The organism is Pseudanabaena sp. PCC 9330 (genome assembly GCF_055795045.1).
Genome location: NZ_JAYFES010000062.1, coordinates 82,024 through 95,557, shown reverse-complemented (window position 1 = coordinate 95,557; position 13,534 = coordinate 82,024). Strand labels below are relative to the sequence as shown.

The 13,534-nt window shown below is 59.9% G+C and carries 12 protein-coding genes; 8 read left to right on the top strand and 4 right to left on the bottom strand.

Going from position 1 to position 13,534, the window contains the following annotated elements:
• Window positions 1–75: 75 nt before the first annotated feature.
• The gene (locus AC0QKW_RS03735) at window positions 76–1,668 is read right to left on the bottom strand and encodes a ferredoxin--nitrite reductase (RefSeq protein ID WP_473149708.1); all 1,593 of its coding nucleotides are present in this window, start codon (window positions 1,666–1,668) and stop codon (window positions 76–78) included.
• Between the two features lie 457 nt (window positions 1,669–2,125).
• On the opposite strand from AC0QKW_RS03735, the gene AC0QKW_RS03730 reads away from it, so the two are divergent.
• Together AC0QKW_RS03730 and AC0QKW_RS03725 are read left to right on the top strand one after the other, a co-directional pair.
• Window positions 2,126–3,277 (top strand): HEAT repeat domain-containing protein, encoded by a 1,152-nt coding sequence (locus AC0QKW_RS03730; RefSeq protein ID WP_473149707.1) that lies wholly within the window; start codon window positions 2,126–2,128, stop codon window positions 3,275–3,277.
• 258 nt (window positions 3,278–3,535) lie between these two features.
• Window positions 3,536–4,378: a hypothetical protein gene (locus AC0QKW_RS03725; protein WP_473149706.1), complete on the top strand. Its 843-nt coding sequence runs from the start codon at window positions 3,536–3,538 to the stop codon at window positions 4,376–4,378.
• Between the two features lie 178 nt (window positions 4,379–4,556).
• Here the strand turns inward: AC0QKW_RS03725 and trxA are convergent, their stop codons facing one another.
• The 3 genes from trxA to AC0QKW_RS03710 form a co-directional block, all read right to left on the bottom strand.
• Complete coding sequence (gene trxA, locus AC0QKW_RS03720) at window positions 4,557–4,907, bottom strand: thioredoxin (RefSeq protein WP_473149705.1); 351 nt, start codon at window positions 4,905–4,907, stop codon at window positions 4,557–4,559.
• Window positions 4,908–5,095: 188 nt separating this feature from the next.
• On the bottom strand, window positions 5,096–5,476 hold the full coding sequence (locus AC0QKW_RS03715) for an alr0857 family protein (protein ID WP_473149704.1): 381 nt from the start codon (window positions 5,474–5,476) through the stop codon (window positions 5,096–5,098).
• Window positions 5,477–5,834: 358 nt separating this feature from the next.
• Complete coding sequence (locus tag AC0QKW_RS03710) at window positions 5,835–6,173, bottom strand: hypothetical protein (protein WP_473149703.1); 339 nt, start codon at window positions 6,171–6,173, stop codon at window positions 5,835–5,837.
• A gap of 332 nt (window positions 6,174–6,505) precedes the next feature.
• Here AC0QKW_RS03710 and AC0QKW_RS03705 point away from each other — a divergent pair, with 332 nt between their 5' ends.
• The 6 genes from AC0QKW_RS03705 to AC0QKW_RS03680 all read left to right on the top strand — a co-directional run bounded on the left by AC0QKW_RS03705 (window position 6,506) and on the right by AC0QKW_RS03680 (window position 13,433).
• Window positions 6,506–6,835, top strand: coding sequence for a hypothetical protein (locus AC0QKW_RS03705; RefSeq protein WP_473149702.1), 330 nt, complete (start codon window positions 6,506–6,508; stop codon window positions 6,833–6,835).
• A gap of 227 nt (window positions 6,836–7,062) precedes the next feature.
• Window positions 7,063–7,500 carry a secondary thiamine-phosphate synthase enzyme YjbQ gene (locus AC0QKW_RS03700; protein ID WP_473149701.1) on the top strand — a complete coding sequence of 146 codons (438 nt, stop codon included), beginning with the start codon at window positions 7,063–7,065 and terminating at the stop codon, window positions 7,498–7,500.
• A complete protein-coding gene (era, locus tag AC0QKW_RS03695; RefSeq protein ID WP_473149700.1) occupies window positions 7,484–8,455 on the top strand; it encodes a GTPase Era in 972 nt (323 codons plus the stop codon). Before AC0QKW_RS03700 ends, era begins: the two co-directional genes overlap by 17 nt.
• Before the next feature lie 312 nt (window positions 8,456–8,767).
• Window positions 8,768–9,178, top strand: coding sequence for a hypothetical protein (locus tag AC0QKW_RS03690; protein ID WP_473149699.1), 411 nt, complete (start codon window positions 8,768–8,770; stop codon window positions 9,176–9,178).
• Window positions 9,171–9,593, top strand: coding sequence for an HNH endonuclease (locus tag AC0QKW_RS03685; protein ID WP_473149698.1), 423 nt, complete (start codon window positions 9,171–9,173; stop codon window positions 9,591–9,593). Before AC0QKW_RS03690 ends, AC0QKW_RS03685 begins: the two co-directional genes overlap by 8 nt.
• A 153-nt stretch (window positions 9,594–9,746) precedes the next feature.
• Window positions 9,747–13,433, top strand: a complete 3,687-nt coding sequence (locus tag AC0QKW_RS03680; protein WP_473149697.1) for an NACHT and WD repeat domain-containing protein — start codon at window positions 9,747–9,749, stop codon at window positions 13,431–13,433.
• Window positions 13,434–13,534 lie beyond the last annotated feature (101 nt).

Sequence of the window (13,534 nt, the reverse complement as noted above, 5' to 3'; positions counted from 1 at the left end):
GACTGTGCTACGTTTGCTTCAAATGCAAACTGTGTGTCCTGGGGCATTGCCCGCAGGGCATTTTTTTTGCCGTCATTACTCTGCGGTCACCATTACTCCATGGAGGGCCTCTGTTTTGGCCTTGGGCTGCGCCCCAAAGTTCTCAATCAGCAGCGCCTTCAGCACCCCGTGCAGATCGTCGCAGGGAATGCCCTGCTGCACCTTTTCGCCCAGGTGAGCGTCTTTGCCCACTTTGCCGCCCATGAAAATATCCACTCCCTCTACGGTTTTGCCCTCTTTTCGCACCTTGGTGCCCATCAGGCCAATGTCGGCCACCTGGGGCTGACCACAGGAGTTGGGGCAGCCCGTCCAGTGAATGCGTACCGGCTGGGTCAGGGCCAGTTCGGCATCGAGAGCTTGGGCGAGGGCCATGGCTCGCTGTTTGGTTTCTACCAGGGCAAAGTTGCAAAATTGCGCCCCAGTGCAGGAAACCAGCGATCGCGTCAAGGCCGAGGGGGCGATCGCAAACCTCCCCAGCAGCGGCTCACCCAGCAGCACCGCCAGGCGCGAGTCGGGCACATTGGGAATAATCACATTCTGCTCTACGGTCAGGCGCAGCTCGCCGCTGCCGTAGACCTCCGCCAGTCGGGCCAGGTCAAACAGATCGCTGGCCTGCAATCGACCCACCGGCACGTGCAGGCCCACATAGTTTAGTCCCACCTGTTTTTGGGGGTAGACGCCGATGTGGTCGCGCTTGTCCCAGTCCATTTCGTCGGTGGGGGCAGCGTTCAGCAGGGGCTGGCCGTAGGCGGCTTCCACAGCAGCGCGAAACCGCTCCAGACCCCACTCGTCGATCAGCCACATCAGCCGCGCCTTTTGGCGATTGATGCGGGGGCCGTGGTCGCGATACACCTCCAGAATGGCGCGGCACAGCTCCACCACGCTGTCGTCGGGCAGCACCCAGGCGTCGAGCGGTATCGCTGCCTCACAGCGGCGAGCAGAAAAGAAGCCCCCCACGACCACGTTAAAACCCAGTACTCCCTCACGGTAGGCGGGCACGAAGGCAATGTCGTTGATCTCGGCGTGAATAGAGTTGTCGCGCCCGCCCTCAATGGCAATGTTGAACTTGCGGGGCAGGTTGCTAAAGGCCGGGTTGCCCTCGCCGTTGGCGGTGATCATGTCCTGCACCTTCATCACTAGGCCCTGGGTGTCGATCAGCTCGTCAGCGTCGAGCCCCGCCACTGGCGACCCGGTGATGTTGCGCACATTGTCCATACCCGACTGGATGGAGGTGAGGCCAGCAGCCTGCATTTTGGCGAAGATTTCGGGAATGTCTTCGAGCAAAATGCCGCGCAGCTGAAGGTTTTGCCGAGTGGTAATGTCGGCACTGCCGTCTTCGCCATAGCGCTGAATGATCTCTGCCAGGGTGCGAGCCTTGTAGCCCGTCAGCAGCCCGTTGGGCAGGCGCAGGCGCAGCATGAACTTGCCCGGTGTCACCGGGCGAAAAAACACGCCCAGCCACTTCAGCCGGTGGGTGAGGTCGGTATCGTCCACCGCTTCCCAGCCGATCTGGGCAAACTGCTCTAGATCGTGCTTGACCAGCAGCCCATCTTTTTCGGCCTTAAATTGCTCAAACTTGTTTAATTTAGCTGGGGCCGTTGGGTTGGCCGTATCAATAGAAGTGGTCACAGGCACACCGTTTCTAGCAAGACAAAATGAGCAGGACAGATGCTTCTAGGCAGCTTCTAAAAAATGCTTTTTCCACTGGTGGGCGTTGCCCACCCTACAGCGGCTACAGTCGCTGGGTTGCAGCTGGTCTCTTTTTTCTAGAAATCTACCTAGCGAGAGTAAGGGTTTAGCAAGATCTAGTGGTTTAGCAGAACAGATATCAATTGACGTTTAACCCTGCGCTAGCGATCTGGGCTAGGGGGCAATGTCGCCTGGCTTACTCATAGAAGTAGGTTTGGTTAGCCTAGACCTGGCTCTAGGGAGTGTTTGTATCGACTCATACGTTTTCATGCTCACCATGCAGCCTTCGCAAGGGCCTACTGCACGAACCGCATAGTCTACCCTTGGGAAAATATGACTCACCGCCTATGGTGTAGGGGTTCCTCCCGCTGCCGGGTGGTCTTTCTGGAGCGTTAGCATGTCTTGGCTTGATGAATCTTCGGTGACATCTCATTCGGCGGGCGCATCCCATCTCCAAGCCTCTCTAACCCAGGCCAATGCCCAGGCCGTTGATGCTGCCGTAGCGGCCCTCTGTACTGGGGATTTTCACGATCGCTGGGATCGATTGCGGCAGATCGCTGACCTGGGCGATGCGGCCTCAGCAGAGCTGATCGCTATTCTTCAAGATGACGATTGCGATTGGGAAGCGCGATGGTTTGCGGCCCGCGCCCTGGGCAATCTGCCCGACGCCACCGTCATCTCCGCCCTGATCAAAACCTTTGCCGGTACCACCGATGACGATCTGCGCCAGGCGGTGGCGGCGGCTCTAACCCAGATTGGCCCAGCGGCGATCGCCACGTTGGGCGCCCAGCTAGCCCATCCCGCCCTCCGCCCGTTAGCGGTGCAGGCTCTGGCCCGCATTCAGCACCCCGACACGATGCCGCTGCTGCTGCAAGTCATAGATGACCCGCGACCGACCGTGCGGGCTACGGCGATCGACGCCCTCAGTGCCTACGGCGACCCGGCTACCCTGGCGGCGATCGATCAGAGCCTAGCCGATCCGTCGGCCCTGGTGCGGCTGAGCGCCATTCGCGCCATGGTGGGCCTGCGATCGCATCTGGGGGCTGATCGCCTGACGGCGGCGATCAGCCCCTTGCTGGCCGACACCGATGCTCAGGTGGCTCAGCAGGCCGTCTATGCTCTGGGTCGAGTGCCCACCGCCCACCAGCCCCTGTTGGCGCTGCTACAAAACGCTCCCTGCGGTGGTGTAAATCTCTCAACAGCCGCTGTGCAGGCCCTGGTCTGGCAGGGGACTCCCCAAGCAGTGACCGGAGCGATCGCCGCCTGGGATCGGCTCGATCGATCGAGCCGGTTGGCTCTGGTGGCAGGGCTACCTTCGCTGCCCCCGCCGCTCAGGGTCGAAATCTTGCCAACGCTGCAACACTGGCTGGGGGCAACCTCCGTGACCCCAGCCGACAGCCCGCTGCGCTGCCAACTGGTATTGGCCCTGGGGCAGATGGGCGGGGCCGGGCCATCGAATCTGGTGTCTGATCTGCGATCGCTGCTCCACGACCCCGACCCTGCCGTGCAGATCCACGCCGAAGCTGCCCTGCGCCTGCTAGAGGCCTAGCCTGCCTACCAAGTCCAGATTGAGATTCCGATGTTTTTCGCAGCTATGCTCCAGGGTTGAACTTAGATTTAGTTGAAGTATTGGGCTAGAACATTCTCAATCTGGCCAATTCAGGTATAAATTGAGTCAGACGATGCCAAGGCTCTGTCTCCCGAGATCGGATCTACTATACGTGGGCTGGCTGGGGCGATCGCACGTCAGATTAGTCGATACTCTCCCAATCTGCCCCTCTCCGTCTGGCCCAGCCGCCCTAGCTCTATGGATCACGCCTCTGACCCCGTCGATTTTCCCTTCGTCGCCTCCCCGCCAGCCACCCCCTTGCCCCCTGGAAATACAGGGCAAGGGCCGCGGCGACCCGTTTCTTTTACCATTGGCGCAGCGACCGACAAAGGAAGCTCCGCTGCCCCTGGTGCTGAGTCGTCACGATGGCAGGGCCAGAGACTGGTAGAGTCTCAAGCCGCCGCCCCTGGCCCCCACCTCGCCCCGTTTCCGGTGGCCGAGCAGGCTTCTCATCTGCCGCTACTGCCCCGCCGCAAGCGCCCCAGTTTTAGCCGCCATCGCCACGATGCCAACCCGGCTTTGGCGGTCAAAGTGCTGCAAGATATTCAAATGGCCGTAGAGGCCTGGCACCAAGACCTGCGGCAGACCGTGCAGCACATTCAGGCGCTCTATATGGAAGGCCCCATGGTCGATGGTTGGCTCGAAACCGTTGACGAACAGTCGATCTCTGACGCCGATCTAGACGCTGCTCTGCTGCGCCACGGCGACCCCCAGGCGCTATCTAGCTATGTGGAGCGCCTTTGTCAGTCGGCAGAGACTGCCCCCTCCGCTGGGATTTCTGGTGCCGACTTGGCCCGTCCAGGCTATCGCCTGTGCAGTTTGGATTCTGATGGTCGGGTTCAGCACTACCCCTGCCCGCCTGAGCAAGTCACTACACTGAGTTTGGCCATTGCCCGACACCAAAAGCTGCGACAGCTGCTCGACCACAAGCAGTATTTAGAGGCTAAGCTCAAGCGCACGGTAGAGGTAATGACCAGCAGCCGAGACACCTTGGGCATTGCCCCCACATGCAGTTCAGCGCCTGAGGAAACGGCAGAGTAGCCCCCCTGTGCCCTCGATTTTTCCTGCTCCCGAAATCTTCTCAATCCTGCTTGGGTGACCCCCGATTCCACTGGGCGAATGCCACAAAGCCTCTGGCTTGGCTGCTTACGCCCCTAGGGTTTTGCCCGTGTGGCACCGGGGGTATGGGATTCGAGTTGGATCGCAGATCTATCTGGGCCTAGGCTTCAGAACTCGCTGTGACTAGAGACTCCAGACGAGCCACGAGATCGTCTTTGGCGACCACCCCTTCGACGGTGTCAACTCGTTCGCCATGGTGAAAGAAAATCAGCGTAGGAATCGCCATCACATGAAACTGAAGCGCCAGGGCATCTTCTTCGTCGACGTTGAGCTTAGCCACCTTAGCGCGACCGGCAAAGGTCTCGGCCAACTCTTCGACAATGGGGTTCATGATGCGGCAGGGGCCACACCAGGCGGCCCAAAAGTCAACCAGCACCGGTACCTCACTCTGGAGCACCTCTGCCTCAAAATTGTCGGCGGTGAGGGTGAGGTAGGTTGCACTGTCAGCCATGGTCACGATCTCCTTGGGTAGGTGGGGATGGTCTAAATTGGTGGATGAGGGTGTCAGCGTCGGGCTACCGTAGCCCGTTCGCCATCCAGCTCAGGCCATGGGCGCTAAAGGATGCGAACGGGCCACAGCTACCTAACTACCGTACTGCAAAGCCTGGGCGATAGGGTTGGCATCAGTAAACCTTAACCCTATCGCCTGGGGCGGCAGGGGGCAGACACCCAGCGCAGGCTCTGCCGCCATAGGGTCACCACCTGTTGCTCTAGGGCGGAGCCGAGTTCAACCACCAAAATGCCTTCGGTGTCGCTGGTGCCGTCGGCTAGCCAGGTGCCCCGCAGGGTGATCTCTACCCAGTCTTGGTCGCAGGGGGTAAGGTCAATTGCCCGTGCTGCCTTGAGGACAGCGAGACCCGGCAGGTCGCCAGGCAAAACCAACGATCCGTAGCCTGGCTGCACCACCAGGGGTTGCCCGGCCCGCACGGCCACAATGCTGCGCTGGGCCACTACGGCTTCGATGGTAAAGGCCAAATATTCAACGGACAGATCGGCATCGGAATAGGTCAACTTCAACATGAGTGTTCATGCCTTGAGTACTTATGAACTAATGTGGTGTGTATAGGATTTAAAGTGCCGAGGCGGCTCAGGCGATGTGGGTCAGGGCTGGGGGCCTTTCATTGGCCAGGGCACATCTATCTCGCCGTCTGAATACCTCTAGCGGTGGCCCACGGGCAAAATCTGCGACCCGCCAGAGCCATACCTCACAGGCCAGCCTAGAATGCGATCGCCCCCAGCCTCCAGCCGGACTATCCCAGACTAGAGGCCACTGCCGTGCAGCAACGGAGCGAACGCTGAACTTAAGCCTGCGGCCTGTAGCCAGGGCAGACGACCCGGTGAGGCCGTCCCTAGGCGGTGGGCTAGGTTGAAGATCAGGTTAGTGCTGATAGACAGAAGGCTGGGTGAGATAGCGCCGACACCGTTGGAGAGCTTCACTGCCCCCTAGCGCCAGGTTGGCAAAAACGAGGCTGGCCACTCCGAGCCATGCTGTGCCCCAGAGATAGAGCGTGGGTCGAAGGCGATCGCCCCCACAATCTTCAGACTGAGGCGAAGCCTTGACATCAAAATCGCCAAACCGGTCTTTGGTGGCGGGGTGTGCCCCTCTAATCAGCCGCATCACTACGCCTGCAAACCCCAGGGCCATGCCCAGCTGGCCAGCATCGCCCGTAGCGGCGGCGATCGTCATTGCGGTGCCAGTAGACAAAATATAGGCCATGGGAAATCCTCCAGCAAAAACTGCAAGGCTGTAGAAATCGGTCAAGCTATCGTCAAGGTTTGCTCAGAGCGGTTACTACCGCTTGACGAATAACCTCGAATAACGCTAATACTACACGTGTAATACAAGCCTGTCTAGTCTGTCTACACTGTTTGTTAGTGATAGCGGCGATGGCGTTGTGACAGAGATAGAGGAAATTGGGGTTTGGGTTCCAGTCTTTTTGTGGGCTGCTGTAACCTGAGGCCCATAACTCGGTGCCTCTCAACTCTGCTCTGCAACCCTGCCAGCTCTCGCGCTTTGTCCTGTGTTCTCTTCTGGAGGTGTGCCCACCGATGCCAACCCTAACTCGCGTATCAACTACTGAAATGGACGTCACCAGCATTCGCCTAGAGCGATCGCTGAAGGAAAAGCTCAAAGCCCTAGCGGGCGATCGGGGCTATCAGGCGTTGATTCGCGATATTCTCTGGCAGTACGTGGAGCAAACTCCCGGCGTCGCCCCAGCCTCACTAAAGGCCAGCGATATTTGCGCCAGCTTTGGGGCGGTAGCCGAGCAAGACCAGGTGTGTACCCTCACCGGCAAGCCTATTTTGGCCAATGAGCCGATGCGATTGGGGGTAACGGCCCAGGGCAAGCTGGTGCCGATCAGCATCGATGGGCTTTAGAACGTTTTAGCTACAGCCATCGCCATCGCCAGTAGGACATGCTGTCGGCCTCTGGGGCGATGGCTGTAGCAATTCCCCTGGACGAATGTAGATGCGCTGCTCGGATTCTAGGTCGTCGTCGCCATGGGCCGATGAGAGGCGTCGTCGTCGGGTAACTTTTTTAGGTATTTTTCATAGTCGGGGTTAATTCTGACAAAATAGAGAACAGTCTATTTTCAGGATTGGTGATGACGCTCTCCACCGCTACCACTCGCCACTACCAGCAGGTGCTCACCCTGCGATCGCGGGGCAAATCCCTCCAGCGGTTTACTGCCGATGTAGAGCGGGTGGTGCGCGCCTCGGGCGTCGAAACCGGTCTGTGCACGGTGTTTTTGCGCCACACCTCCGCCAGCTTGATCATCCAAGAAAACGCCGACCCCGACGTGCTGGTAGACCTGGAGAATTTCTTGGCCCAGCTGGTGCCCGAGGGCCACCACTACGTCCATAGCACCGAAGGCCCCGACGATATGCCCGCCCACATTCGCACCGTGCTGACCCACACCAGCGAGACTATTCCCGTCATGCAGGGCAGGCTGGCCCTGGGCACCTGGCAGGGGCTTTATCTGTGGGAACACCGGGCCCAGGGTTCTACCCGCGAGGTTGTTGTCCATGTCACAGGCTATTAGCATGGTCGACACCTTTGACCCGGTCGGTTATAGCGCCATCCCCACCCCGCCAGAAGGGTTTCGATCGGGGTTTGTGGGCATTGTTGGCCGCCCCAACGTGGGTAAGTCGACTTTGATGAATGCTCTGGTGGGCCAAAAAGTGGCGATTACCTCTCCCACTGCCCAGACCACCCGCAACCGCCTGCGGGGCATTTTGACCAACGACCAGGCGCAGATTATTTTTGTCGACACCCCCGGCATCCACAAGCCGCACCATGAGTTGGGCAAAATCTTGGTGAAAAATGCCCGGATGGCCATCGACTCGGTGGATGCCACTCTGCTGGTGGTCGACGGCAGCGTCGATATGGGACGCGGCGACCAGTTTGTGGCTGAATTGCTGGCCCACAGCAGCGGCCCAGTAATTTTGGGCATGAACAAGATCGATCAGCAGCCGGAGGATGAGGCCGCGATCGCCGCCCTCGACGCCAGCTACCAGAGCCTAGCCGATGCCCACGGCTGGCCTCTGGTCAAGTTTTCTGCCCTGCATGAAACTAGCCTCGATACCCTGCTGGCGACGCTGATCGATCAGCTCGACCCTGGCCCGTACTACTACCCGCCCGACTTGGTCACCGACCAGCCCGAGCGGTTCATCATGGGCGAGCTGATCCGCGAGCAGATTTTGCTGAATACGCGCGAAGAAGTGCCGCACTCGGTGGCGATCGCCGTTGACCGGGTCGAAGAAGACACTAAAATTACCCGCATTCTCGCCACCATCCACGTCGAGCGTGATTCGCAAAAAGGCATTTTGATTGGCAAAAAGGGCAGCATGCTGAAGACAATCGGCTCCGACGCCCGCCAGCAGATCCAAAAGCTGGTGATGGGTCAGGTGTATCTAGAGCTGTTTGTCAAAGTGGTGCCCAAGTGGCGACAGTCCCGCAGCCGCCTCGAAGACTTCGGCTATCGGGTGGAAGAGTAGAATTAAGCCGAGTTCAGATTCAGGAAAATCCTTAGAAAAATAGCCTCACTGTCCCCTCCTCGGAGGGGTAGAGGTGGGTTAGTCAAGGCTAGCAAGACAACTTACGGTATCTAGAGACTTACATGTCGGAGCAGTTTTGACCCACCCCGCCCTCCGGGCACCCCTCCGAGGAGGGGATGGCATGCTGAAGTTTTAGGTGCCCTTTTGAGGCAGACTTGCCAGAATAGGGACTAAGCGTCTTACTTCTAGTGTAATGCCCCCTCTTCACGGATAAAGAGCCTCGGGAGATTCTAAAACAGCACCAGCGATCTCATGCCTCAAATCACCCTCGAACTCTCGCCAGAACTGGAAACCCAACTGCGGGCAGAAGCTGCCAAGCAGGGCCTCGACCCCCAACGCTACATTTTAGAAACCCTGCATATTCGACTAGCCGCCCACCAAGTGGCAGCTAACCCCCTACCCGCAGCAGAAGCCGACTTACTCCAGCGCATTAATCTTGGCCTCTCCGCCGAACTGTGGGACGAGTACCATGCCCTGATCGACAAACGACAAGCCGAGATCCTGACAGCCGACGAGCACCAGCGACTAATTGAGATTTCAGACCAGATTGAAGCTCTCAACGTCGATCGCATGCAAGCCCTAGTGCACCTCGCCGCGCTACGCCACCAATCCTTAGAGAATGTCATGGGCGATCTGGGCATCGAGCCTGCTGTCTATGGCTAAGCCTTCATTAACCTCCCAGCAAAATCAGGCAGTTGCTCAGAGAGCCGCATATTGCTGCGAATACTGCCGCTGCCAGGCCAAGTACTCCCCAGATCCATTCTCCATCGAGCACATCGTCCCCCGTGCTAAAGGCGGCACCGACGACCTGGACAACCTGGCGTTGGCCTGTCAAGGCTGCAACAACCGTAAATACATCCAGACCGACGCCTACGACCCTGTGACGGGACATATGATTCCGCTCTACCATCCACGCCAGCAGCAGTGGCAAGACCACTTTGTCTGGAGCCAAGATTTAACCCTCATGCTGGGTATCACGCCTACTGGCAGGGCAACCGTAGACAAACTGGCGCTAAATCGAGAGGGCGTTGTTAATCTTCGCCAGGTCTTGGCGGTGATGGGTAAGCATCCGCCCTGAGAAGTTGGCAAAAAGGGCAGCATGCTGAAAGTCATTTGCACTCCATGGCTTGGAGTGACCCGAGCCATGGCTCGACTCGTTGGGCCTTCAAAAGTTCTGAAAAATTCAGGTTAGACTAGGGCGGAGATAAGGGGGACTCTGCCCGGCTGACCCATGGACTTTGAGGAAATTGCCATTCTCATCAACCAGGTTGCCGTCGAGCGTAAGGGGCGGCCCCTGAAAGATGTGGAGCGCCTGGTGCTCAAGGGCTCATGGGAAAACAAGACCTACTCGGCCATGGCCACCCCGACGGCGGGCTACACCGAAGATTATCTCAAAAAAGACGTTGGCCCCAAGCTGTGGCTGCTGCTGAGCGACTTGGTAGATAGCGAGGGCAAGGGCATTCGGGTCACCAAGCGCAACCTTCAAAATGTGCTGCAAACCTGGGCAACTCAGGATCTGCTGTTGCCTGCGATCGCCTCTAGTCCGCCGCCCTCTGACATTCCAGTGACTAGACAGCGGCCCATGTCTCTCCGTCGAGACGTTTCTCACGTGGCAGTGCGTGAGGCTCCCCGCATTGATCTGGCCGACTGTCATGGGCGCGAGGCCGAGCTGACCCAGATCACCCGGTGGATCGTAGAAGAACGGTGCCCCACCGTGGTGATCTGGGGTTTGCCTGGCGTGGGTAAGACCACCCTGGCAGCCGCCGTGGCGGCGGCGATCGCCCCCCAGGTCGATCAATGCGGCTATCTGGCTCTGTCTGGCGGAGCTAGCGAGCGCGATCTAGTGGGGGCGATCGCCCATTGGCTAGACCCAAATTTAGACCCAGAGACCGATCTGGCCGACTCTGCCCCCCTAGCGGTAGTCGACTGGCTGCTCGAGCAGATGACCCGGCGTCGGGTAGTGCTCATCCTCGACGATATGGATCAGCTGTTTGAAGCTCAGCAGCTAGCGGGGAGCTATCGGCCCCACACTGAGGCTTTGCAGCACCTTTTTTGCCAGGGGGCGGAGCGTCACCATCAGAGCTGCCTAGTGTGGGTGAGCCGTGAGAAACCCCTGGGTCTAGCCCAGGGTCAGGGACCACGGGCGCAGGATTACCCCCTGGGAGATTTACCCTCCCAGGCCATCCGACAGCTGCTGTCAGCCCCCGATAGCCCTGATGCCGATGCCTGGTCGGCGTTGATCGATCGCTACGGCGGGCATCCCCTGGTACTGCGGGGGATTGGGGCAACGCTGCGGGAGGTTTACCAGGGGCGGCCCAACCCCCTGCTGCAGGCTGCTCATCTGACAGTGCCCGTGGCCGCCCGCTACAGCTTTAGCCAAGCTCTAGAGCGGCTGCTGCCTGAGGAGTGGGGGCTGCTGTACTGGCTGGCGATCGCCCAGCAGGCAACGGCTTTAGACGATCTCAAGCTGGCGATGCAGCCGCCCCCGACGGAGGCCGTGGTGCAATCGGTGTTGGGGCGTGGCTGGGCGTGGGGCACCCCAGCCGCAGGCGGCGGTCTCCAGCTCAGCCTGGCCCCTGTGGTGCAAACTCTGCTGCTAAAACGCTTGCAAACATTGCTCTTGGCCGAGCTGGAGGTCGAGAGCTTTGACTGGCTGCACCGCCTGCCTCTGATTGCCATGGCCGCCCGAGAAGTGGTGCAAGAGCGGCAGCGGGCGGCGCTGTTGGTGCCCCTGGGAGATGCCCTCAAGCAGCGCTACGCCACGGCTGATGCCCTGGCGACCATGGGCGATCGCTGGCTGAAAGCGCTCCAGCCCCTGCGGGGGCAACCGGGCTACGGCGCTAGCAATATCATTCACCTCTGTCAGTATCTGGGGCTTAGCGTGAGCGGGGCCGATTTTTCTCAACTGACCATTTGGCAGGGCGATCTGCGCCGGGTGAGCCTGCAAGGGGCCAATTTTACCCAGGCTCAGTTCAGCGACACTGCCTTTGCTACGGCCCTGGGTCGTAACCCTGTCGCTGCCTTTAGCCCTTCTACTCCTGGCGGTGACCGCTATTTGGCTACGGGCGATCCTGAAGGTCGCCTGCTGCTGTGGGATCTCAACCGGAGCAAGCTGGTGTGGATGTTTGACGAGGGCCAGGGCCAGGGAGTGCGATCGCTGGCCTTTAGCCCCCAGGGCGACCTGCTGGCGGTGGGCACCGAAACCGGCCAGATCTGGCTGTGGCCCGTGGGGGCAACCTACCAGACCAACATGCTTGAGCACCACCGGGCACCGGTCAACGCCCTTGCCTTTAGCCCCGACGGCAGCCAGATCGCATCAGGCGATGAGTCTGGGCAGCTGTGCCTGTGGGAGGTGGCCTCGGGGTTTGGCCAGGGGCACCTCGACGGCCACCACGGCCCGATCCATACCCTGGCCTACGATGCCACCGGGGCACACCTGGTTAGTGGTGGCGATCAGCAGGCTTGTCTGTGGCACATCGGCGATCGCACACTGATCAAAGCCCTCCAGGCGCGATCGACGGCGGCCATTCTCACCGCTGGGTTTCTGCGCGACCCCAGCGATGTCGCCTGTCCACCGATTCCCTATGCCGCTGGCTACGACGACCACTGTCTGACCATTTGGAACCTGGAGACCAGCCTGCCCTGCTGGATTTTGCCCGCCAACTTTGACGCTCTGCTGGCCATGGCTGTGAGCCCCAATGGTCGCTACCTGGTGTGCAGCCGCCAAGACTTCACTGTGGCTCTGTGGGATATTCCCGATCGCCGCCTCTGTTATACCTTGGCAGACCTGGGGGTGCCGGTGTGGGCCTTGGCGTTTAGCGACGATAGCCGGTACTTCGTCACCGGCAGCGACTACACTATCCAGCTGTGGAGCGCCAACCGGGGCCAGCGCTGGCGAAGTTTTCTCAGTCAGGCCCATCGGGTGCAGAGCCTAGCTTTTAGGGCTGACCCCACCAGTGGCACCATCTTGACCGGCCATGACGACGCCCATCTGCGCCTGTGGTCGATCAGCAAAGGCAGTCCTTACGCTAGCGGCCCCTGCACCCTCGCTGGTCACGATGGCCCAGTGCGTACTCTCGCCCTGAGCGACGACGGGCAGTGGTTAGCCAGCACCGACGATCAGACCCTGCGGCTGTGGTCGTCCACGGGCCAGTGCCAGTGGGTGATGGCTAACCCCGCTATCCTGCTGAGCTTTAGCCATGACGGCGAGTGGTTGGTGGCCGCTGGCCCCGGCACTATGTCTCTCTGGGACACGGCCACCGGCAGTCCCCTGGGCGATTTAGAGCATGCCCTAGCCAGCCCGTCGGCCCTGGCCATTGGCCCCAACGGTCAGAACATCGTCGTGGGCGCGCGCGACGGCACCATCGGTATCTGGCGGCGGCGGGGCACCCGCCACGACACCCTGCTCGGCCACCAAAGTCAGGTGCACAGCCTAGCCCTAGGGTTAGACGGGGCGATCTTAGCCAGCGCCAGCCACGATGGCACCCTGCGCTGGTGGCAGGTTGAAACTGGCGATCGCCCCAGCGATTCGTCAGCACCTAGCCCCCTGGGGCAGTGGCAGCACCCCAGAGAGCAGTGGCTACAAGCAGTCACCCTAGACCCAGCCGGCCATATCTTAGCTATCACCAGCCAAGACAACCAGCTAGAAGTGTGGGATGTCACGGCCAACCGACAGCGCTACAGCCTGCGAGGCCATAGTCAGGGCATCTGGCAGGTCGCCGTTAGCCCCAGTCGCACGCACCTAGTCACCGCCAGTCAAGACGACGAAATTCGAGTGTGGGCCCTCGATACCGGTCTTTGCCAGCAGACTCTGCGACCCGATCGCCCCTACGAAGGCGTCAATATTTGTCGTGCCACCGGCCTGTCGAGCACCGAAGAGCGCATGTTGAAGTCTCTGGGGGCGATCGTCAGCTATTGAGGTATTTCAAAGAAGAGAGTCATTGCTGGTTCTAGATCGCCTGGATCTAGAACGTCTAACCTGATTGGATCGTCGCGCCCAGGGGTAAATTCTCTAGTAGA